Here is a 21,975-nt window from a genome sequence, read left to right as displayed (position 1 = left end):
GCTGCCTCCGCTGTACGTCGGCACGGACCGTCCCACGTGTCCTCCCGAGTCCACCCGGCGCGGGAGGCGGCCGGGTCAGGCGCCGAGTTCGCGAACGGCCTGCGCGAACGCGTCACCGCGCTGGTTGTAGTTGGTGAACATGTCCATGGAGGCACAGGCCGGGGCCAGCAGCACCGTGTCACCGGGCCGGGCGAGCCGCCGTGCCTCCTGGACGGCCTGGAGCATCGCACCAGTGTCGGTCCGGTCGAGGTCGACCACGGGTACTTCGGGGGCGTGTCGCGTCAGGGCTTCGCGGATCAGGGCGCGGTCGGCGCCGATGAGGACGGCGCCGCGCAGCCGCTTGGCCGCGCCCGTGACCAGTGCGTCGAAGGTCGCGCCCTTCGCCAGCCCGCCGGCGATCCAGACGATCGACTCGTACGCCGCCAGAGAGGCCTCGGTGGCGTGGGTGTTGGTGGCCTTGGAGTCGTCCACGTACGCCACCCCGTCCACGTCGGCGACGTGCGCGATGCGGTGGGCGTCGGGCGTGAAGGCGCGCAGCCCGTCCCGTACGGCGGCGGGGGGCACGCCGAAGGCACGGGCGAGGGCCGCGGCGGCAAGGGCGTTGGCGACGTTGTGCGGGGCCGGCGGGTTGACGTCCGAGACCTCGGCGAGCTCCTGGGCGGTCTTGTGCCGGTCCTCGACGAAGGCGCGGTCGACCAGGATGCCCTCCACGACGCCGAGTTGGGAGGGGCCGGGCGTGCCCAGCGTGAACCCGACGGCCCGGCAGCCCTCCTCGACGTCGGCCGCGCGGACCAGGTCCTCGGTGGACGGCTTGTCGGTGGCGTCGACGTTGTAGACGCAGGCCACGCTATTGCCCTCGTAGATACGGCCCTTGTCGGCCGCGTAGGCCTCCATGGAGCCGTGCCAGTCGAGGTGGTCCGGGGCGAGGTTGAGCACGGCGGCCGAGTGGGCGCGCAGGGAGGGCGCCCAGTGCAGCTGGTAGCTGGACAGCTCCACGGCGAGGACGTCGTACTCCGTCTCGCCGGTGACCGCGTCCAGCAGCGAGACGCCGATGTTGCCGACGGCGGCGGTGCGCAGACCGGCCGCCTCCAGGATCGACGCCAGCATCTGCACGGTGGTGGTCTTGCCGTTGGTGCCGGTGACGGCCAGCCAGGGAGCTGCTTTCCTGCCGTCCCGGCCGCGCAGGCGCCAGGCCAGTTCGACGTCGCCCCAGACCGGGACGCCGGCCCGCCCGGCGGCCTTGAACAGCGGCTTGGCGGGCTTCCAGCCGGGCGCCGTGACGATCAGCTCGGTGCCGTCGGGCAGGGTGTCGCCGTCGCCGAGGCGGACGGTGACGCCGAGCGCCTCCAGCTCCGCCGCCTGCGTCCGCGCACGCTCGTCGTCGCCGTCGTTGACGACGGTGACGTGCGCGCCGAGCCCGTGCAGCACCTTGGCCGCCGGGACGCCCGAGACGCCGAGGCCCGCGACGGTGACGTGCTTGCCCGTGAATTCCGAGGGCACCGAGGAGGTCACTTGTCCGCTGCCCATCCCGCGTAGAAGAGGCCGAGTCCGACGATCACGCAGATGCCCTGGATGATCCAGAAACGGACCACGACCAGGACCTCGGACCAGCCCTTGAGTTCGAAGTGGTGCTGGAGTGGCGCCATCCGGAAGACCCGCTTGCCGGTGAGGCGGAAGGAGCCGACCTGGATGACCACCGACATGGTGATCAGGACGAACAGGCCGCCGAGGATGGCCATCAGCAGTTCGGTGCGCGAGCAGATCGCCAGACCCGCGAGCACACCGCCGAGCGCGAGCGAACCGGTGTCGCCCATGAAGATCTTGGCCGGGGAGGTGTTCCACCACAGGAAGCCGAGACAGGCGCCCATCAGCGCGGACGCGACCACCGCGAGATCCAGGGGGTCTCTCACCTCGTAGCAGGCGCCCGGGTTGGTCAGGGTCAGCGCGTTGGCGCAGGACTCCTGGAACTGCCAGACGCCGATGAAGGTGTAGGCGCCGAAGACCAGGACGGAGGCGCCGGTGGCCAGGCCGTCCAGGCCGTCGGTGAGGTTCACGCCGTTCGACATCGCGAGGATCATGAACAGCGCCCAGATGACGAACAGCACCGGGCCGATGGTCCAGCCGAAGTCGGTGATGAACGACAGCTTCGTGGACGCCGGGGTGTTGCCCCGGTTGTCCGCGAACTGCAGCGAGAGCACGGCGAAGCTGATGCCGACGATCAGCTGGCCGGCCATCTTCGCCTTGGCCCGCAGGCCCAGCGAACGCCGCTTGACGATCTTGATGTAGTCGTCGAGGAAGCCGACCAGACCCATGCCGACCATGAGACCGAGCACCAGCAGGCCCGAGAAGGTCGGCCCCGTGTTCGTCCTCGGGTCCAGATAACTGGTGATCACCTTGGCCAGGAAGTACGCGGCGACCGTCGCGAAGATGAAGGCGATACCGCCCATCGTCGGCGTACCGCGCTTGCTGGCGTGCTCGCGCGGGCCGTCGTCGCGGATGTACTGGCCGTAGCCCTTGCGGGCCAGGAGCTTGATCAGCAGCGGGGTGCCGACCAGCGTCAGGAAGAGGCCAATGACTCCCGCGAACAGGATCTGCTTCATCATCGGGCGGAAACCTCACCCTCGGCGCCGGTCTCGAGCAGCGCCGTCGCGACACTCTCCAGACCCACCGAACGGGACGCCTTCACGAGCACGACGTCCCCCGGGCGCAACTCGCTGCGCAACAGGTCGACCGCCGCCTGTGCGTCGGACACGTGCACCGACTCCTCACCCCACGAACCCTCGTTATATGCGCCCAGTTGCAGCCATTGGGCTTCCCTGCCCCCGACCGCGACGAGCTTGCCGACATTGAGCCGGACGGCGAGCCGTCCGACCGCGTCGTGCTCGGCGAGCGCCTCGTCCCCGAGCTCGGCCATCTTGCCGAGCACCGCCCACGTGCGGCGTCCCTTCCCCATGGCGGCCAGCGCACGCAGTGCGGCCTTCATGGACTCGGGGTTCGCGTTGTAGGCGTCGTTGACGACCGTCACGCCGTCCGGGCGCTCGGTGACCTCCATCCGCCAGCGGGAGAGGGAGCCCGCCTCGGAGAGCGCGGTGGCGATCTCGTCTGCGGACATGCCCAACTCGTGGGCGACGGCGGCCGCGGCGAGCGCGTTCGACACGTGGTGCTCACCGTACAGGCGCATGGTCACATCGCTTGCACCGGAGGGTGTGCGAAGACGGAAGGAAGGCTGTCCGGTGTCCGTGAGTCGCACGTTCTCGGCAGAGACGTCCGCTTCGTCGGACTCTCCGAAAAGGAGTACCTTCGCCTTCGTTCGGGAGGTCATGGCCCGTACGAGGGGGTCGTCCGCGTTGAGGATCGCGACGCCGCCCTCCTCGGCCGGCGGCAGCGCCTCGACGAGCTCGCCCTTGGCCTGGGCGATCTGCTCCCGGCCGCCGAACTCGCCGATGTGCGCGGAGCCGACGTTGAGGACCAGACCGACCCGCGGCGGGGTGAGTTCGGTGAGGTACCGGATGTGGCCGATGCCGCGGGCGCCCATCTCCAGGACGAGGAACTTCGTGTCGTCGGTGGCGGTGAGCGCGGTGAGCGGCAGCCCGATCTCGTTGTTGAGGGAGCCCGGCGTGAACACCGTGGGCGCCTTGCGGCGCAGCACCTGGGCGATCAGGTCCTTGGTGCTGGTCTTGCCGGCCGATCCGGTGAGCGCCACGAGGGTGGCGCCGAGGCGGCGTACGACGTGCCGGGCGAGGGCACCGAGGGCTGCCTGGACGTCCTCCACGACGATCGCGGGCACGCCGACGGGCCGGGAGCCGAGGACGGCCACCGCACCCGCTTCGACGACCTGCGCGGCGAAGTCGTGGCCGTCCACCCGCTCGCCCACGAAGGCGACGAAGAGGCTGCCCGGCCCCGCTTCCCGGGAGTCCCGGACGACCGGCCCGGTGACCTGCGCGGACGCGTCCGGTATGTCATGCATCCGCCCGCCGACGACTTCTGCGATCTCGGCGAGTGAGAGGGCGATCACAAGTTCATCCCCTGGATCATCTGGATCATTCGGGATCTCATCCCTGGGTCTTCTTGATGGCTTCGCGAAGCACCTGGCGGTCGTCGAAGGGACGGACGACCCCGGCGATGTCCTGGCCCTGCTCGTGGCCCTTCCCCGCCACCACCACGGTGTCCCCGGGCTCGGCCCGGGCGACGGCGGCGGCGATCGCGGCGGCCCGGTCCTCGAAGACCTGCACCTCACCGCGCTCGTGCGCGGGCACGGACGCCGCCCCCTGGAGCATGATGGCGAGGATCGCGAGGGGGTCCTCGGAGCGGGGGTTGTCGGAGGTCAGTACGGCGGTGTCGGCGAACCGGGCCACCGCGGCGCCCATCGGCTCCCGTTTGGTGGTGTCACGGTCGCCGCCGCAGCCGAGCACGGCGTGCAGCTTGCCCTCGGTGACCTTGCGCAGGGCACGCAGGACGGACTCGACGGCATCGGTCTTGTGCGCGTAGTCGACCACCGCGAAGTAGGGCTGGCCCTCGTCCACGCGCTCAAGACGGCCCGGCACGCCCGGTACGGCGGCGACACCGTCGGCGGCGCTCTGCGGGTCGAATCCGGCGGCGGCCAGGGCGACGATCGCGGCGAGGGTGTTCGCCACGTTGAACGGTCCGGCCAGGGGCGACTTGGCGGCGACGCGCTCGCCCTTGGGCCCGAGCACGGTGAACGTGGAGTCCAGCGGGCCGACCTCGACCCCGTCGGCGCGCCAGTCGGCGTCGGGGTGCCCCTCGGCGGAGTAGGTGACGACCGGGACGGTGGCCTCGTTGACGAGGCGCCGCCCGTACTCGTCGTCGACGTTGACCACGCCAAGTCTGCTGCGTTCCGGCGTGAACAGCTGCGCCTTCGCCTGGAAGTAGTCCTCCATGCCGGAGTGGAACTCCATGTGCTCCGGGCTGAGGTTGGTGAAGACCGCGATGTCGAAGACGCAGGCGTCGACCCGGCCGAGCACCAGGGCGTGGCTGGAGACCTCCATGGCGACCGCGTCGGTGCCGCGCTCGCGCATCACGGCGAACAGGGCCTGGAGGTCGGTGGCCTCGGGCGTGGTCCGCTCGGACTTGATGCGCTCGTCGCCGATGCGCATCTCGACCGTGCCGATGAGCCCGGTGGACTTCGCCGTGCGCAGGCCGCCCTCGACGAGGTAGGCGGTGGTGGTCTTGCCGGAGGTGCCGGTGATGCCGATCTGGAGCAGGTCGCGGCCTGGGTGGCCGTAGATCGTGGCCGCCAGCTCGCCCATCCGTGCGCGCGGGTCGGCGACGACGAGCGCCGGGAGTCCGGTGGCGGCGACGCGCTCCGCGCCGGCCGGGTCGGTCAGTACGGCGGCGGCGCCGAGGCCCGCGGCCTGGGTGACGAAGTCGGCGCCGTGGGCGCGGGCTCCGGGCAGGGCGGCGTAGAGGTCGCCGGGGCGGACGGCGCGCGAGTCGTGGGTGATGCCCGTGACGTCGGCGGAGCGGTCCGGCGCGGCGGCACCCAGCTGATCGGCGAGTTCCGCGAGGGGTGTGGCGGAGATCCGCACCGGCCGGGGCGGTCCCGGGTATGTCACGGGGTGGCCCTTCTGGGTGGTTTGGGACTGATCAGGGTGTGGCACGGCGGTGAGCGTACCGGCAGTACCCGCCTCCGGGCGAAGCGAGGCGCGGGGGGCGTTCTGGTTCCCGGGGTCGGGGGTGATCGTCGTCACGGGTGGTTCCTGGTGGCTCGGTACGGAATCGGCGCTGACTCGGTACGGACTCGGTGGGGCTCAGGGTTTGAAGGTGACCGGGAGGTTCGCGGGGTCGGCCCCGGTCGGTGGTACCTGAAGGGTCTTCAGGGCGAACTCCATGACCTGCTTGTAGATGGGCCCGCAGATCTGACCGCCGAAGTAGCTGCCCGCGGTGGCGTTCTGGATGGCGCAGTAGACGGTGACGCGGGGCTTGTCGGCGGGGGCGAACCCGGCGAACGACGAGGTGTAGCCGTGGTACTTGCCGGTGGCCGGATCCACCCGGTTGGCCGTGCCCGTCTTGCCCGCCACCCGGTAGCCGGGGATGCGGGCCTTGTTGCCGGTGCCCTCCTCGTCGTCGACGACGGACTCCAGCATCCGCGCGAGGGTCTTCGCGGTCTCCGCACTGGTCACGCGGGTCTTCTTGGGCTCCGGGGCCGGCGTGAAGCGTCCGTCGTCACCCTTTGTGCCGCGTACGAGCGTGGGTTCGACGCGGACGCCGCCGTTGGCGACGGTCGAGTAGACGGAGGCCGCCTGGAGGGCGTTCACGGAGACGCCCTGGCCGAATGGAATCGTGTACTGCTGCGAGGTCGACCACTGGTCCGGCGGCGCGAGGATGCCCTTGGTCTCGCCGGGGAACCCGAGCCCGCTGTAGCCGCCGAGGCCGAACTTGCGCAGGTAGGAGTAGAGCACCTTGTTGGCCTCGGCCTGGGTTGTGCCCAGCTCGCCGGTGGCCATGATCGTGCCGATGTTGCTGGACTTGGCGAGCACGCCGTTGAGCGTGAGGTACCAGGTCGGGTGGTCGATGTCGTCCTTGAAGAGCCGGTCGCCGCGCTTGAGCCGGTTGGGGACGGTGATGTGGGTGCCCGGAGTGGCGGCGTTCTCCTCCAGCACGGCCGCCATCGACAGCACCTTGGCGGTGGAGCCCGGTTCGAAGGCGTCCTGGAGGGCGGCGTTGCCCAGCGCGTCCGGGTCGGCGTGGGCGAGGTCGCCCGGGTCGAAGCCGGGCGAGTTGGCCATGGCGAGGATCTCGCCGGTGGTCGTGTCCTGGACGACGACGTAGCCGCCGTCCGCCTTGGACTTCTCCACCTGCTCGCTGATGGCGTGCTGGGCGGCCCACTGGATGTCGCGGTCGATGGTGAGCTCGACGTCGCTGCCGGGCACGGCGGGCGTCTCGGTCGAACCGGCCGTGGGCACCTGACGGCCACCGGACTGCGCGTAGCGGATCCTGCCGTCCTCGCCGGCGAGCGTCTTGTCCAGCTTCCGCTCCAGGCCGCCGCCGCCCTTGCCGTCGGCGCCGACCCAGCCCAGGATGCCGGCGGCAAGGTCGCCGCCCGGGTACACGCGCTTGCTGCTGGGGTCGGCGAAGACCCCGGCGAGCACGTTGACCACCGACTTGTCCGTCTCCGCCTTCGTGGTGAGCGCGGTCTTCAGGTCCTTGATCTGGTTCCACACCTGGGGGGTCTGCCGGCGCGCGAGGCGGACGTAGCGCAGTTCCCTGTTCTCCGGGCGGAGCCGGTCGACCAGGTCCTCCTGGTCCTCGCCGAGGATCGGCGCGAGGAGCGCCGCCGCCTGCTCGGGCCCGTCGCCGGCCTTCAGCTGCTCCCGGGTGAACATCGTGGGGTCGGCGGTGATGTCGTACGAGTCCACGGTGGTCGCGAGGGCCACGCCGTTGCGGTCGGTGATGCCGCCGCGTTCGGCGGGCAGGGTGTGCACGACGTAGCGGTTCTGCTCGGCCTTCGCGGCGTACGTGCCGGCGTCGACGGCCTGCACCTGCAGGAGCCGTACGACGAAGGCGGACAGCACCAGGGTCAGCGCGAGGCCGATCATGCGCAGGCGGGGGCGCGGGCTGCCCAGCCGGAAGGCGCGGGGGGCGGGCCGGGGCGGGCCGGGCCTGCGGGCCGGCCGGGCGCCGGGCCCCGGCTGCCGCCGTCCGCCGGGACGGACGGGCCTCGCGGGTCCGGGCACACGGCGGCGCGGCGGTTCCCTGTCGGACACTTCCGTCACCTGCCGGGAGTCGGGGTCGGGGTGGGCGTCGCCGCTGCGGGGGGTGTGGCGGCGGTGCCGGGCGTGGCCGCCACGGGGGGCGTGGGGGCCGGGCCGGGCGGCCGGCTGTAGGGGGACGGTGTGGCCGCGGACTCGCTGCCGGACGTCGCGGTCAGCGCCTCGGGAGCGAGCACGAGCGGGGCGGCAGCGGCGGGCGCGGGGCTGGGCGAGCCCTTGACGGTGCCGTCGGGTTCCAGGAAGGCGGGGTCGCCGCCGGGCACCATGCCCAGTTCGCGGGCGCGGCGCTGGAGGGCCCGGGGGGCGGAGTAGGCGTCGATGTCCCGCTGGAGCGCCTGTTCCTCGTCGGTGAGGCTCTTGGTCTCCTGCCTCAGGTCGTCCAGCTGGAAGGAGCCCTCGCTCAGGGCGGAGTTCAGCACCAGCAACCCGATGAGGCCGCCCCCGAGAAGGACGACGACCAGGAGGACGAAGGGGGCACGGGCCGCCTGACCGCGGCCGCCGCCCGTCGGGAGGAGCCGGACGAGCCGGGCCGCCCTCCCCCTCGGTTCGGGTTTCCTACCCATTCGCCCTCCCCTCGGCCCGGGTGGGCCGTCCGCACCCGCTCCTGGCCTGCCTCACTCGCTTCACCCGATGGACTCCCTGATGCGCTCGGCTCCGCGCAGCCGTGCGGGTGCCGCCCGCCGGTTCTCGGCGATCTCCTCCTCGGTGGGAAGTTCGGCACCGCGCGTGAGCAGCTTGAGCCGGGGCGCGTAGCGTTCGGGGACGACCGGCAGTCCGGGCGGCGCGGTGTTCGCGGCGCCGGCCGCGAACACCTGCTTGACCAGCCGGTCCTCCAGCGAGTGGTACGACAGCACCGCGATCCGCCCGCCGACGGCGAGCGACTCGACGGCGGCCGGGACCGCCCGCTCCAGCACGGACAGCTCGCCGTTGACCTCGATGCGCAGGGCCTGGAAGGTGCGCTTGGCCGGGTTGCCGCCGGTGCGCTTGGCGGCCTGCGGCAGCGCCGCGCGGATCAGCTCCACCAGCCGGGCGCTGTCGGTGAACGGCTCCTTCTCGCGTTCGCGCACGACGGCGGACACGATCCGCTTGGCCTGCTTCTCCTCGCCGTACGCACGCAGGATGCGGACGAGTTCGCCGGGCGGGTAGGTGTTCAGGACCTCGGCGGCGCTCATGCCGGTCGTCTGGTCCATCCGCATGTCGAGCGGGGCGTCCTGGGCGTAGGCGAAGCCCCGGCCGGCCTCGTCGAGCTGCATGGAGGAGACGCCGAGGTCGAACAGCACGCCCCGGACGCGGGGGACGCCGAGCCGGTCGAGCACGTCGGGCAGCTGGTCGTAGACGGCGTGCACGAGGGTGGCGCGCTCGCCGTACGGGGCGAGCCGCTCGCCGGACAGGCGCAGGGCCTCCTTGTCCCGGTCGAGCGCGACGAGCCGGGCGTCGGGGAAGCGCTCGAGGAGCGCCTCGCTGTGCCCGCCGAGTCCCAGCGTGCAGTCGACGACCACGGCTCCCGGCTCCTGGAGGGCGGGCGCCAGCAGGTCCAGACACCGCTGGAGCATCACCGGGACGTGTCGACTCTGGCTCAAGTGGGGCGGCCTCTCGGGTCCGGTGCGGCGTCACGCACCGCCGGGTCCTCTCCTGCTCGCTCGTGAAGGGGAGGCCTGCCGGCGCCGAAAGCGTCGGCCGGCCGGGAGCGGGAGGAGGCCGAGCCGTACGTACGCGCCGCGCACGTGGGGAGATCTGGCGGAACGTCGCCCAGGTCTCCGGGGTATTCAGTCCAGCAGGGAGACCCTCGCCTCCCGCTTCGCGTCACTTTAGTCCACCGTGTCGCCCGGTCAATCAACCGGCCTGCGCGTCGCGGACGCCGGCGTCCGCAAACCGGTGCCGCGTGGCTTTTCACTCGTACGGCCGCTTTCCGGCCGCCTTGTGGGTTGGCTCACAACAAGCCCCGATGAGGTTCTTTGTCCCGCTTCACAGCGGGCCGCGGGCGGGGACGGCCAGTAACGTCATGGCTATGACGACTTCTGCATCGGTACCCACCGGCTCCGAATCCGCCATAGACGGCGAGCACACCGTCACCGACCGGCTCGTCGAGGCGAACGAACGCTACGCCGCCGCGTTCACCGACCCCGGGATGGACGCGCGGCCCGTACAACGCGTCGCCATCGTGGCCTGCATGGACGCACGCCTGGATCTGCACGCCGCGCTCGGCCTGAAGCTCGGTGACTGCCACACGATCCGCAACGCGGGCGGTGTCGTCACGGACGACGTGATCCGTTCCCTGACCATCAGCCAGCGGGCGCTGGGCACGCGAAGCGTGGCCCTCATCCACCACACCAACTGCGGCATGGAGTCCATCACCGAGGACTTCCGGCACGACCTGGAGCTGGAGGTCGGCCAGCGTCCCGCATGGGCGGTGGAGGCCTTCCGGGACGCCGACCAGGACGTCCGGCAGTCCATCGAGCGGGTGCGCACCTCTCCGTTCCTGCCGCACACCGACGACGTGCGCGGTTTCGTCTTCGACGTGAAGACGGGCCTGCTGCGCGAGGTCGGGCCCGCCTGATCCGGGTGCCCGCCCGGGTGATTCCCGCCGGGCGAGCGCCGCAAAGGGCGTAGGCGCCGACATATCGCGGTCAGTTGTCCACAGGCGAGTGACACGAATCGGTAACGGCAGGGAGAATGCGGGAAGCGGTGCCGCCCGGAGCTTCGTCCGGGCGGTGTCCGTGATTCGGGGTGGGCCGGTCCGCGGTGCGGGGCCGGCCCGGCAAGCTGGGGTACCCCCACTTCGCAGAGAGTGCGGGGAAAGGCCGAGGAGGGCCGGTGACGACCTATGACGATCGGGCGAGCCATGGGGGTGTCCCCTCGCGAGCGTATGCGGGCGTGGGGGATGATCTGACCGCTGTGGTCGAGCGGGTCCGCGGTTCGGTGGAGGACGTGATCGAGGGCAAGCCCGAGGTCGTACGGCTCTCGCTGACCGTGCTGCTGGCCGAGGGGCACCTGCTGATCGAGGATGTCCCGGGAGTCGGCAAGACCATGCTGGCCAAGGCGCTGGCGCGGTCGATCGACTGTTCCGTGCGCCGGATCCAGTTCACGCCGGACCTGCTGCCCTCCGACATCACCGGCGTGTCCATCTGGGACCAGCAGCGCCGGGACTTCGAGTTCAAGCCGGGTGCGATCTTCGCACAGGTGGTGATCGGCGACGAGATCAACCGCGCCTCGCCGAAGACCCAGTCGGCGCTGCTGGAGTCGATGGAGGAGCGCCAGGTCACGATCGACGGCCAGACCTACGAGCTGCCCAGCCCTTTCATGGTCGTGGCGACGCAGAACCCGGTCGAGATGGAGGGCACCTACCCGCTGCCGGAGGCTCAGCGCGACCGCTTCATGGCCCGGATCTCCATCGGCTATCCCAGCGCGGACGCCGAATTGCGGATGCTCGACGTGCACGGCGGGGCGAGTCCGCTGGACGACCTGCAGCCGGTGGCGCACGCGGACGAGATCCTCAAGCTGATCGAGGCGGTCCGCGGCGTCCATGTGGCGGAACCGGTCCGGCGGTACGCCGTGGACCTGGTGGCGGCGACCCGGAGCCACCCGGACCTCAGACTCGGCGCCTCCCCGCGCGCCACGCTCCATCTGCTGCGTGCGGCGAAGGCGTCCGCCGCCCTGAGCGGCCGGGAGTACGTGCTGCCGGACGACGTGCAGGCCCTCGCGGTCGCCGTCCTGGCCCACCGCCTGCTGCCCACCGCGCAGGCCCAGCTCAACCGCCGCACCGCCGAGCAGGTCGTCCAGGAGATCCTGCGGCGCACCCCGGTGCCCGCGGCCCCCCAGCAGCAGACGGGCTTCGGCATGGGCCGCGGCACGTCGGACTACGGCCGGCAAGTGCCGCGGAGGCTGTGATGGAGGCCGGGGGGACGGACCGGTCCGAGGACGGCCGCGGTGAGGACGGCCGAGGTGAGGACGGCCGGGGCGAAGGCGGCCGGGGCGAAGGCGGCGGCATCCGGACCGCCCTGGCCGGTCTGACCACCCGCGGGCGTTCCTTCCTGGCCGCCGGCATCGCGGCCGCGGTCTGCGCCTACGTCCTCGGGCAGAGCGATCTGCTGCGCGTCGGACTGCTGCTCGGCGTGCTGCCCCTGGTCTGCGCGGCCGTGCTCCACCGCACGCGGTACCGGGTCGCGGGCAGCCGCCGGCTCTCCCCCGGGCGGGTCCCCGCCGGCAGCGAGGCCAGGGTCCATCTGCGGGTCGACAACGTCTCCCGGCTGCCCACCGGTCTGCTGATGCTCCAGGACCGGGTGCCCTACGTGCTCGGCCCGCGGCCCCGCTTCGTGCTCGACCGGGTGGAGCCGGGCGGGCGGCGCGAGGTGTCCTACCGGGTCCGTTCCGACCTGCGCGGCCGTTATCCGCTGGGCCCGCTGCAGCTGCGGCTGACCGACCCGTTCGGGTTGTGCGAGCTGACGCGGTCCTTCTCGACGCACGACACCCTGACCGTGATCCCGCGCGTGGAGGCGCTGCCGCCGGTGCGGCTGAGCGGCGAGGCGAGGGGGTACGGCGAGGGCCGGCAGCGCTCGCTCGCCCTGGCCGGCGACGACGACGTGATCCCTCGCGGGTACCGGCACGGCGACGACCTGCGCCGCGTGCACTGGCGCTCCACCGCACGCCACGGCGAGCTGATGGTGCGCCGCGAGGAGCAACCGCAGCGGGCCCGCTGCACGGTGCTCCTGGACACCCGGGGCGTGGCGTTCGAGGGCGCGGGCCCCGACTCGGCCTTCGAGTGGGCGGTGTCGGGCACGGCGTCCGTGCTGGTGCACATGCTGGAGCGGGGCTTCTCGGTCCGGCTGCTCACCGACACGGGCAACTCGGTGCCGGGCGAGGGCGCCGACGGCTTCGCGGGCGCGAGCCAGGGAACGGCCGACGCGGCCGGACTGATGATGGACACCCTCGCCGTGATCGACCACTCCGACGGCACGGGCCTGTCCGGGGCGTACGACATGCTGCGCGGTGGGAACGAGGGGCTGCTGGTGGCGTTCTTCGGTGACCTGGACCAGGAGCAGGCCACGGTGGCCGCGAAGATGCGTCAGCGCAGCGGCGGCGCCGTCGCCTTCGTCCTGGACAGCGAGACCTGGGCACGGGAACCGGCCGACGGCCCCGGCCCGTTGGACGTGAGCGGGGAACGGCTGCGGATGCTGCGCGAGGCGGGCTGGACCGTCGTGACCGTGCCACACGGTGCCACCGTGGAGGAGCTGTGGCGCCTGGCGGACCGCGAACGCACCACCCTCGCACCGGCGACCGGCGGGAGGGCGACGCGATGAGCGGGCGGGGACGGCCGGCGAGGTGTGCGCCGACGAGCGGAGGGCGGGCCCGGGAGGCGCGGACGCGCGGGCAGGCACGACTCGCGCCGCACGCGGGCACGGCGGCCTCCGGACCGCACGGTCGACCGGCCGGGCCCGGGCACGCCCGTCCTGGCACCACGGCCGACGGCCGGGAGGGGACGCGATGAGCGGGCGGGCGCGGTTGGCGTTGTGGGCGTGGGCGGCCACGTTGATGGCGGCGTGCGCGTTGTTGCCGTTGGTCGATCCGGCCACGTGGATTCTGCAGGCGGCGGTGCTGCTGTCGGTGCAGTCCGGGGTGGGCGCGGCGGCGCGGCGGGTGCCGCTGGCCCGCCCGCTGACCATCGCCGCCCAGGCCGTGGTCACGCTGATGCTGCTGACCCTGGTCTTCGCCCGGCGGCAGGCGCTCGCCGGGCTGGTCCCCGGGCCGCGGGCCTTCCAGCGCTTCGCCGATCTGCTCCAGCAGGGCGGTGACGACATCGCCCGGTACGCGATTCCGGCCCCGCTGGAGTCCGACGGCATCCGGCTGATGCTCGTCGGCGGCGTCCTGGTGATCGGGCTGCTGGTCGACACCCTCGCGGTGACCTTCCGCAGTGCCGCCCCGGCCGGTCTGCCCCTGCTCGCGCTCTACTCGGTGGCCGCGGGGCTGTCCGAGGGCGGCGCCGGCTGGTTGTGGTTCCTGCTGGCGGCGGCCGGTTATCTGATGCTGCTGCTGGCCGAGGGACGGGACCGGCTCGCGCGGTGGGGCCGGGTCTTCGGCGGCTCGCCGCGCACCCCGGACGGGGGGCAGGGCGGCGCGGTCGCCCCGGTCCGCGCCGGACGGCGCATCGGCGCCTTCGCGCTGGGCATCGCCCTGGTGGTGCCGCTCGCCCTGCCCGCGATGGACGGCGGGCTTCTGGACGGTGCCGGGACGGGCGTCGGCTCCGGCACCGGGGGCGGCGGCACGATCTCCGCGGTCAACCCGCTGGTCTCCCTGCGGGACAGCCTCAACGTCGACGAGAACCGGCAGGTCCTCTCCGTCCAGACCGACTCCGAGGACCTGTCCGGCCTCTATCTGCGCATCGTGTCCCTGGACGACTTCGACGGCACCACCTGGAAGCCCTCCAAGCGACACATCACCGCCGTGCCCGACGGCACGTTCCCCACCCCGGCCGGCCTCGGCCCGGACGTCAGGCGCACGGAGACCCGGACCCTCGTCTCGGCCGCGGACTGGTACGCCCAGGACTGGCTGCCGATGCCCTACCCGCCCAGCGGAGTGCGCGTCGCGGGCAACTGGCGCTACGAACCCGTCGGCATGACTTTGGTCGGCGACCACGGCCAGAACACCCGCGGGCTGAAGTACGAGGTACGGAGCCTGAACGTGCAGCCGACGGCGGAGCAGCTCGCCGCGGCGCCGCGGCCCTCGGCGGCACTCACGCGCGAGTACACCGAGCTGCCGGACTCACTTCCCGAGGTGGTCTCCCGGACCGCCCGCGACGTGACCGCCGGTGCCGCGAACCCGTACGAGCAGGCGGTCCGGCTCCAGGAGTACTTCGCCATCAACGGCGGCTTCGAGTACGACACCCAGGTCAAGGTCGGCAGCGGTTCGGAGGCGATCGCCCGGTTCCTGAAGGACAAGCAGGGCTTCTGCGTCCACTTCTCCTTCGCCATGGCGGTGATGGCCCGCTCCCTGGGCATTCCGGCCCGGGTGGCGGTCGGCTTCGCGCCGGGCTCTCCGCAGGCGGACGGCTCGGTGTCGGTGGGCCTGCGGGACGCGCACGCGTGGCCCGAGGTGTACTTCGAGGGCGTGGGGTGGACCCGCTTCGAGCCGACGCCGACGCGTGGCTCGGCCCCGGCGTACACCGTCACGGACCGGCCGGGCAGCTCGGTACCGGACCCGGCCCTGCCGTCGCGGGACACGGAGACGGAGCCGTCGGCGGCGCCGTCGGCGAGCGACACCTGCTCGGCGCAGGACAAGAAGCTGGACGCCTGCTCCACCGAGTCCGCGGCGGCCGTGCCCGTCACGGGCGGCGACGGACCGAAGTGGTATGCGCTGCTGGCCTGGGCCCTGGCCGGATTCGTGGTGCTGGTGATCCTGCTCGCACCGATGCTGTGGCGGCTGCGCGTCCGGACGGTACGGCTCGGGGCGCACGGCCGCGGGGAGGCGGACACGGGCCCGCACACCCTCGCGGTCTGGCAGGAGCTGATCGACACGGCGTGGGACCTCGGGATCCTGCCGGAGGAGTCGCGGACCCCGCGCAGGGCGGCGGCCCGCACCGTCCGGCTGGGACGGCTCGACCCGACGGCCGCGGCGGCCGTGCACCGGGTGGCGGACGCCGTGGAGCAGGTTCTCTACGCGCCCAGCCCGCGCCTGACGGCGGGACTGACGGAGGACGTCCGGCTGGCGAGCGCCGGTCTGCGTGCCGCGGCCGGCCGCGGCACGCGGCTGCGCGCACGATTCGCCCCGCGTTCGGCCATACGGGTGACATGGGCGGTTCTGGCCCGGTGGACGGTCCTGAAACGGCGGGTGGCGGCGGCCCGGCCGGTACTCCGGAAGACATCGGACCAGCGGGGCTGAGCCCCCGGCGGGCGCGTCGGAGCCGCGCGGCCGAGCCCCCGGCGGGGCGGCACACCGGGCAGTGGCGCCGGGCTCATGAGTACGCGTGAGGGGGTGACCACCCGGACGGTGGTCACCCCCTCACGCGAAGGTCCTGGTGAGCGGCGGACTGGCGCTACTGGCCGCCCTGCTGCTCGTCCCTGCGGCGCTGCCAGCGCTCGTCGATGCGGTCCATCATGGAGCGTTTCGGTCGTCCCTGACGGCGCGCCGCCTGCGGACCGGCACCGGCCGCCTGCTGCTCGCCCGGTTTGGGGGCCTTGCGCCAGCCGGTCACGGCGAGAACCGCGCAGCCGAGCATGACGAGGAAGCCCACCACACTGAGCCACACCTGCTGGGCGACCATACCGGCCATGAGGAGCGCAATACCCACGAGGAAGCCCGCGACCGCCTGGTAGACCCGTCGCCGGGTGTACGTACGCAGCCCGCTTCCCTCGAGCGCTGTCGCGAACTTGGGATCTTCGGCGTACAGCGCTCGCTCCATCTGCTCGAGCATGCGCTGCTCGTGCTCCGAGAGCGGCACGGAGTCCTCCTCATCGTGCAGTCGCCGGGGCGACCCGGGGGGGGTCCCTTCAGGATAGGCAGGGAATCGCCCCCGTGAAACCCGCCCCTCTGCGCCAATTGGCCAACCGGACTCCGTCATGGCCGCGCCGGCTCGCTGAGATTCCCATTCCCCAGCGGCCGGCCCGTCATGCCGGGCGGTCTCCCTCGATCATACGGCGACCGGCCCCCGTTCGGGGGGCCTGTGGCGTACTCCATCTGCAGTCGCGCCCCTGATCAGCGCCGTACCTCATCGGTGGCTCAGGCCTCGATGGCCCCGCGGGTCTCACCGAGCACATGGAGCTGGGTGGCCACGGAGTGGAACGCGGCCAGTTCGGCCGCCGCGGCCTCCAGCTCCAGCAGGGCGTCCATGGCGCCCGGCTCGGTGTCCACCAGCACGCCGGGAACCAGGTCGGCGAAGACCCGTACACCGTGCACGGCGCCGATCCCGAGCCCGGCGGCCTCGACCAGTCCGGTGAGCTGATCGGCGGTGAAGCGGCGCGGCACGGGATCACCCGTGCCCCATCGGCCGTCCGGGTCGTCCAGGGCCTGCCGGGCCTCGGTGAAGTGGCCGGCGAGGGCACGCGCGAGCACGGCCCCGCCCAGGCCCGCGGCGAGCAGGCTGAGGACGCCGTCGGCGCGCAGGGCGGCCACCGCGTTGCGGACCCCCTCCGCGGGGTCGTCCACGTACTCCAGGACGCCGTGGCACAGCACCACGTCGTAGCCGCCGCGCTCGACCACGTCGAAGAGGCCGCGGGCGTCGCCCTGGACACCTCGCACGCGGTCGGCGACATCGGCCTCGGCGGCGCGGCGCTCCAGGGCGAACAGGGCGTTGGGGCTCGGGTCCACGACGGTGACGCGGTGGCCGAGACGGGCGACGGGCACCGCGAAGTTTCCGCTGCCGCCGCCGGTGTCGAGGACGTCCAGCGTCTGGCGGCCCGTGGCCTTGACCCGGCGGTCGAGGGCGTCCTGGAGGACGTCCCAGACCACGGCGGTGCGAAGAGCGGCCCGGGAGCGGGAGGGCTCGGAGCGCGGCGACGCCGGGTGCGGGCGGTGGGAGACGGGCGGGCGCATCGGGTCCGACACGGCAGTTGACTCCTCGGCGCGGCACCGCCCCGGACACGGGCGGAGCGAACGGGCTGCCGCCCCCGCCCGCTGCGGGAAGGGGGAGGCTTCAGGCGCCTCCCACCCTATTGCCTCCGGTGTCTCCACCGGTCACCCCGTGCCACCGGCCCCGGAGCCGGTGGCAACGCACCCGCGGGGCGCCGGGAGGCCGGCGCGCTCACCCGGCGTCCGGCAGGCCCCGGCCCCGGTGAACGGCGCCGGGACGGTCGGAGCGCTCCCGGCCCTCCTGCCCCGGCGGGTCCGAGTCGGGGCGGGGCTGGGGCAGGACCGGCTGGAGGACCAGCATCCGCTCCACGAGGCGCAGGAACATCGCCACGTCGCGTATCAGGTCGTCGGCGTCCCGGCTGCCCGCCGCGCCCTGGATGCCCGCCTCGGCCCGCGCCCTCCGACGCGCTCCGGAGGCGAACAGCGCGCTCCAGTCGGACAGCTCGGGCGCGATCTCCGGGAGCACTTCCCAGGCGCTGCGGATGCGGGCACGGGCCCGCGGGGTGGTCTCCGGGCGCCCCCGTGCGGCCAGCACCGCGGAGGCGGTGCGCAGGGCGGCCAGATGAGCCGTCGCGTACCGCTCGTTCGGCGTTTCGAGGACGGTGGCCTCCTCCAGTCCGGCCCGGGCCTGGGCGAGCAGGTCGAGGGCGGCGGGCGGGGCGGTCGACCGGCGGAGCACGGGGTGCACGTCGCTCGCGGGCCCGGTCGGCGAGGGTGCAGGGCCGGCTGCGCGGCGCCGCCGGGCGGCGGCTGCGGACGAGTGGGCCATGACGATCCTCCTGTCGTCTCCGTGACGGCACACTCCGGACAGGAGGTGCCGTATGCGCCCATCGTGAGGTATGGCACTGACAATCCGTTCTGACCTGGACTTTTGTTTCGATCGGACGTTCGGTTCGGCTGGTGCGCGGGCCCTGCGGTGACATCGCCTCGCGGGGTGCTGTGAGAATCGGGACCATGGAAAGCAGCAGCACCGCCCCGCAGGGCGGCAGCCGTCGCGAGGCCACTCGGCAGAAGCTCTACGAGGCGGCGGTCACCCTCATCGCCGAGCAGGGCTTCTCCGCCACCACCGTGGACGAGATCGCCGAGCGGGCCGGGGTCGCGAAGGGCACGGTCTACTACAACTTCGCCAGCAAGTCCGTCCTCTTCGAGGAGCTGCTGCGACACGGTGTCGGCCTGCTGACGGCCTCGCTGCGGGAGGCCGCGGAACGGACGGCCCGGGAGGGCCGCGGCCGGGTCGACGCCCTGGACGCGATGATCCGCGCGGGGCTCGTCTTCATCGACCGCTACCCGGCCTTCACCCAGCTGTACGTGGCCGAGCTGTGGCGCACCAACCGGGCCTGGCAGTCCACCCTGCTGGTGGTCCGGCAGCAGGCCGTGGCCGTGGTGGAGGGCGTACTGCGCGAGGGCACGGCGAGCGGTGAGTTCAGCGAGGAGATCGACGTGCCGCTCACCGCCGCCGCGCTGGTCGGCATGGTTCTGGTGGCCGCGCTGGACTGGAAGTCGTTCCAGCCGGGGCGTTCCCTGGACGACGTGCACGCCGCGCTGTCGCGGCTGCTCCAGGGACGCGTGAGCGGCCGGGTCTGAGCCGACGCGGGCCGGGCGCGGAGAGCGCCGGTCCGTGGCGGCCGCGTCCCCCGCGGGCCGCCGTCGGACCGGCGCCTTCTCCTGCTCCCCCGTACGTCCCCTCGTCGGAACCTCCGTCGCCGGCCGTTCCTCCGGGCTCCCCCTGCCTCGCTCCCGCCGACCGCGGTCGGCGGAAGGAGCGGATCGCGGGTCCGGTTCCGTTCCGGCGCCCCGTGCCGCCGGTGCCGGAGCCGTTCCCCTCTCCGTGTCTCCACTCTCTCGTCATCGCCGGTCGGGGCCCATCCGCGCGCGTACTCATCTCCCGGACCAGGTACTCCTACTCAGCCCTGCGCACCCCGCCTCACGACGAGGTGCCGCCGACCGGTCACCTGTACGTCCGTCGCGGTACTCAGCCCTTGGGACCGAGTGCCGGTGGGGGCGGATAAAGTCCCTGGCATGGCACGGATTGCGGTGATCGGCGCCGGGATGGGCGCGATGGCGGCCGCCGCCCGGCTGGCCGTCGCGGGCCACCGGGTGGTGGTGTACGAGCGGACGCGGACCTACGGCGGCGCCCTGGGCCGCTTCGAGCGGGACGGCTTCTCCTTCGACACCGGCCCCGGCCTGCTGCCGCTGCCAGCGGTCTGGCGCGATCTGTTCGTGAAGACCGGCAAGGAGCCGCTGGAGTCCCGCGTCGAGCTGGTCCAGGTCGACCCGTCGTCCCGGCACGTGTTCGCCGACGGTACGGAGGTCTCGCTGCCGAACGCCTCACGCGCGGGTGTCGTCGCCGCCCTGGACGCGGCGCTCGGCGCGGCCGCCGGGCAGCGCTGGGGCGACTTCCTGGTGCGGGCCCGGGAGACCTGGGACCGGACGCGCCGCCCGCTCCTGGAGGAGCCGCTGTGGCCGAACTGGGAGGTGCTGGCCGGGCGCGAGCCCTATCCGTCGGTCCCGCACAAGCGGCTGCTGCGCACCCGCCGGGCCGGCACGCTCGCCGAGGTCGGCGCCTGGGAGCTGCGCGAGCCCCGGCTCGCCGCCCTGCTGGAGAGCCACGCCCTCGCGTACGGCCTGGATCCCCGCACCGCCCCGGCGAACACCGCCGTGCTGCCCTACATGGAGTACGCCTTCGGCGTCTGGTACGTGCGCGGCGGCGGCCTGCGGGAACTGGCGCGGGCGGTGTACGAGCGGTGCCTGGCCCGCCGGGTCGAGTTCCGCTTCGAGGCCGAGGTCACCGGGATCGTCGAGGAGGACGGCCGGGTGGCGGGTGTGCAGCTGGCCGAAGGGGCCGTGACGGAGGCCGAGTTCGTGGTCGCCGGGGTGACGCCGGACGTGCTGGACCGGCTCTGCGGTGGATCGCCCGTGCGGGGCGAGGGCGAGGTGCCGCCGCAGCGCGGTGGGGCGAGCCGGCTGACGGTGCTGCTGGCCCTGCGGGGCGGCCGTCCCGAGGGCGCGGCGCACCGGACGGTGGTGCACGCGCGGGACTCCGAGGCCGAGTTGGACTGCCTGTTCGGTGCCACACCCGGGATGGCCGCGCGGCCCACCGTCACCGTCCTGCGGCCCGACGACCCGGCGCTGGTACCGGACGCGGACCACGAGGCGGTCACGCTGTCCGCGGTGGTGCCCGCCCTGGACGGCGAGCCGGACCGGACCACGGCCGAGACGTACGCCCACCGGGCCGAGCGGCTGATCGACGTCGCCGAGCGGGCGCTGCCCGGCCTGCGGGACCGTCTCCTGTGGCACGAGGTGTGCACCCCGGCCGACGTCGCCGCGGCCACCGGTGCGGCGGACGGCGCTGTTCCGGTGCCGGCACTGGCGGGGGCCGCCGGACGGCTGCTGCACCCGGCGAACGGCACCCGCACGGGCGGCCTGTTCACGGTCGGCGGCTGGTCGCACCCCGGCGGGGGCCTCCCGCACGCGGGCATGTCAGGCGCGCTGGTCGCCGGACTCGTGGTCGAGGGGCCGGAGTTCCGCGGCTCCCGGTGAACGGCCGGGCCGCCCACCGGGCGCCGGAGGGCCCATCGGCCGCGGCTCCCTCAGAAGCGGTACTGCTCGTCGTAGCCCTGGCTCTGGTCCTGCGTCCGGCCGTCGTCCTGGTAGGGGTACGGCTGCTCGGGCGGGAGATCGCCCCCGTAGGGGTCGTCGGTGTTGCGCTGCTGCGGCACCCACACTCCGCCGGCCGGGGTCTCGCCGCCGTAGCTGCCCGGCGCGCCGGTGGCGTACTGGTCCTGCCCGTAGCCCTGCTGGCCGTACTGCTGCCCACCGGTCGTGTCGTAGCCGCCGGTGTCGTACGCCCCGCCGCCGTAGGTGTGGGTGCCGATGTACGGGTCGGAGTAGGCGGCGTACTGCTGCTGCGCGTCGGTGTCGTAGCCGTAGCCCTGCTGCTGCCCGTAGCCCGAGTAGTCGTAGGCGTAGGCCTGGTCGGTGCCCGGCGCGGGCGCTGCCTGCTGCCGGCCGGTGTCGTGACCGGTGTCGGCGTAGACGCCGTACGAGCCGGTGTCGTCCGGCAGGGGCTGCGGTGCGTAGACGGCGGTGGTCTCCGCGGCCGCGGGGCCGGCGGGGCGGGCCGGGGTGAAGACGTCGTCGCGGTCGTAGTCGTCGTGACCGTACGACGGGCCGTCCTGGCCCGGGGCGCGGCCCTGGCCGCGGTCCGCGTAGCCGTCGTGGTCCGGGTAGCCGGTGTGGTCTGCGTGGTCCGCGTAGCCGTCGTGGTCCGCGTAGCCGTCGTGGTGGTCGGGGCCGTCGTGGTGGTCGGCGCCGCGCTCGGCGGGCTCGGGCCCGGAGACCTCCAACGTCGGCTCCTGGCGGCCCCGTTCGGGACGCTTGCGTTTGCCGACGAGGCTCGCCGGGGCGTTGACCGCCCAGCCGGCCTCGAAGCCGCGGCGGAACGACAGGGTGACGTAGGTCTGGCCGACCGCGAAGGCGGCGGCGCCGAGACCGATGACGAGCACGTTCGACATCAGCACACCGGCCACGACTCCGACGAAGCCGCCGAAGGCGAGGAGCCGCCAGCGCAGCCGCGCCTTGTACTGCAGCAGCACCTCGCCGAGCAGCCACAGCGCGACGCCGCCGAACGCGATGTAGAGGACCGTCCAGCCCATGTACGCCCCTCTCCCAGTGGCCGTTACGCAGT

General features: G+C 73.2%; 17 protein-coding genes. 6 read left to right on the top strand and 11 right to left on the bottom strand.

The genetic code is table 11. The features are described 5' to 3' along the window. Positions 1 to 75 precede the first annotated feature (75 nt). The 7 genes from murD to rsmH all read right to left on the bottom strand — a co-directional run bounded on the left by murD (position 76) and on the right by rsmH (position 9,310). Positions 76 to 1,500, bottom strand: a complete 1,425-nt coding sequence (murD, locus tag ACGFYH_RS02735; protein WP_393801519.1) for a UDP-N-acetylmuramoyl-L-alanine--D-glutamate ligase — start codon at positions 1,498 to 1,500, stop codon at positions 76 to 78. An 8-nt stretch (positions 1,501 to 1,508) separates the two neighbouring features. Next, on the bottom strand, positions 1,509 to 2,600 hold the full coding sequence (gene mraY / locus ACGFYH_RS02730; protein WP_393801518.1) for a phospho-N-acetylmuramoyl-pentapeptide-transferase: 1,092 nt from the start codon (positions 2,598 to 2,600) through the stop codon (positions 1,509 to 1,511). Beyond that, positions 2,600 to 4,015, bottom strand: a complete 1,416-nt coding sequence (gene murF / locus ACGFYH_RS02725) for a UDP-N-acetylmuramoyl-tripeptide--D-alanyl-D-alanine ligase (protein WP_393801307.1) — start codon at positions 4,013 to 4,015, stop codon at positions 2,600 to 2,602. The genes mraY and murF overlap by 1 nt, the downstream gene beginning before the upstream one ends. A 37-nt stretch (positions 4,016 to 4,052) precedes the next feature. After that, positions 4,053 to 5,573: a UDP-N-acetylmuramoyl-L-alanyl-D-glutamate--2,6-diaminopimelate ligase gene (locus ACGFYH_RS02720; protein WP_393801306.1), complete on the bottom strand. Its 1,521-nt coding sequence runs from the start codon at positions 5,571 to 5,573 to the stop codon at positions 4,053 to 4,055. 195 nt (positions 5,574 to 5,768) lie between these two features. After that, on the bottom strand, positions 5,769 to 7,733 hold the full coding sequence (gene ftsI / locus ACGFYH_RS02715) for a cell division protein FtsI (RefSeq protein WP_393801305.1): 1,965 nt from the start codon (positions 7,731 to 7,733) through the stop codon (positions 5,769 to 5,771). Further along, entirely contained in the window at positions 7,730 to 8,293 is a 564-nt protein-coding gene (locus tag ACGFYH_RS02710) for a septum formation initiator family protein (RefSeq protein ID WP_393801304.1), read from the bottom strand. Before ACGFYH_RS02710 ends, ftsI begins: the two co-directional genes overlap by 4 nt. A gap of 60 nt (positions 8,294 to 8,353) precedes the next feature. After that, on the bottom strand, positions 8,354 to 9,310 hold the full coding sequence (gene rsmH, locus ACGFYH_RS02705) for a 16S rRNA (cytosine(1402)-N(4))-methyltransferase RsmH (protein ID WP_393801303.1): 957 nt from the start codon (positions 9,308 to 9,310) through the stop codon (positions 8,354 to 8,356). A gap of 428 nt (positions 9,311 to 9,738) precedes the next feature. On the opposite strand from rsmH, the gene ACGFYH_RS02700 reads away from it, so the two are divergent. The 4 genes from ACGFYH_RS02700 (at position 9,739) to ACGFYH_RS02685 (ending at position 15,602) form a co-directional block, all read left to right on the top strand. Further along, positions 9,739 to 10,287, top strand: a complete 549-nt coding sequence (locus ACGFYH_RS02700; RefSeq protein ID WP_393801302.1) for a beta-class carbonic anhydrase — start codon at positions 9,739 to 9,741, stop codon at positions 10,285 to 10,287. 257 nt (positions 10,288 to 10,544) lie between these two features. After that, positions 10,545 to 11,618 (top strand): AAA family ATPase, encoded by a 1,074-nt coding sequence (locus tag ACGFYH_RS02695; protein WP_393801301.1) that lies wholly within the window; start codon positions 10,545 to 10,547, stop codon positions 11,616 to 11,618. Further along, the gene (locus tag ACGFYH_RS02690; protein WP_393801300.1) at positions 11,618 to 13,027 is read left to right on the top strand and encodes a DUF58 domain-containing protein; all 1,410 of its coding nucleotides are present in this window, start codon (positions 11,618 to 11,620) and stop codon (positions 13,025 to 13,027) included. Before ACGFYH_RS02695 ends, ACGFYH_RS02690 begins: the two co-directional genes overlap by 1 nt. 184 nt (positions 13,028 to 13,211) lie before the next feature. Then, positions 13,212 to 15,602, top strand: a complete 2,391-nt coding sequence (locus ACGFYH_RS02685) for a DUF3488 and DUF4129 domain-containing transglutaminase family protein (protein ID WP_393801299.1) — start codon at positions 13,212 to 13,214, stop codon at positions 15,600 to 15,602. A gap of 154 nt (positions 15,603 to 15,756) precedes the next feature. Here ACGFYH_RS02685 and ACGFYH_RS02680 read toward each other — a convergent pair whose 3' ends face one another. The 3 genes from ACGFYH_RS02680 to ACGFYH_RS02670 form a co-directional block, all read right to left on the bottom strand. Beyond that, on the bottom strand, positions 15,757 to 16,161 hold the full coding sequence (locus ACGFYH_RS02680; protein ID WP_393801298.1) for a spore wall synthesis complex protein: 405 nt from the start codon (positions 16,159 to 16,161) through the stop codon (positions 15,757 to 15,759). Between the two features lie 278 nt (positions 16,162 to 16,439). Continuing rightward, positions 16,440 to 17,264, bottom strand: coding sequence for a methyltransferase (locus ACGFYH_RS02675; RefSeq protein ID WP_393801297.1), 825 nt, complete (start codon positions 17,262 to 17,264; stop codon positions 16,440 to 16,442). Positions 17,265 to 17,460: 196 nt separating this feature from the next. Next, positions 17,461 to 18,057: an SAV_6107 family HEPN domain-containing protein gene (locus ACGFYH_RS02670; RefSeq protein WP_393801296.1), complete on the bottom strand. Its 597-nt coding sequence runs from the start codon at positions 18,055 to 18,057 to the stop codon at positions 17,461 to 17,463. Positions 18,058 to 18,242: 185 nt separating this feature from the next. On the opposite strand from ACGFYH_RS02670, the gene ACGFYH_RS02665 reads away from it, so the two are divergent. Together ACGFYH_RS02665 and ACGFYH_RS02660 are read left to right on the top strand one after the other, a co-directional pair. Next, positions 18,243 to 18,872, top strand: a complete 630-nt coding sequence (locus tag ACGFYH_RS02665) for a TetR/AcrR family transcriptional regulator (protein WP_393801295.1) — start codon at positions 18,243 to 18,245, stop codon at positions 18,870 to 18,872. A 435-nt stretch (positions 18,873 to 19,307) separates the two neighbouring features. Further along, positions 19,308 to 20,828 carry a phytoene desaturase family protein gene (locus ACGFYH_RS02660; RefSeq protein ID WP_393801294.1) on the top strand — a complete coding sequence of 507 codons (1,521 nt, stop codon included), beginning with the start codon at positions 19,308 to 19,310 and terminating at the stop codon, positions 20,826 to 20,828. A gap of 50 nt (positions 20,829 to 20,878) precedes the next feature. On the opposite strand, the gene ACGFYH_RS02655 is transcribed toward ACGFYH_RS02660, so the two are convergent. Then, positions 20,879 to 21,943, bottom strand: a complete 1,065-nt coding sequence (locus ACGFYH_RS02655) for a hypothetical protein (protein WP_393801293.1) — start codon at positions 21,941 to 21,943, stop codon at positions 20,879 to 20,881. Between the last annotated feature and the right edge of the window lie 32 nt (positions 21,944 to 21,975).

The sequence above is a fragment of the Streptomyces sp. NPDC048392 genome, from assembly GCF_043200575.1.
Taxonomy (GTDB): Bacteria; Actinomycetota; Actinomycetes; order Streptomycetales; family Streptomycetaceae; genus Streptomyces.
The sequence above is the reverse complement of the archived record's forward strand: the minus strand, read 5'-3'. Positions and strand labels throughout refer to the sequence as shown.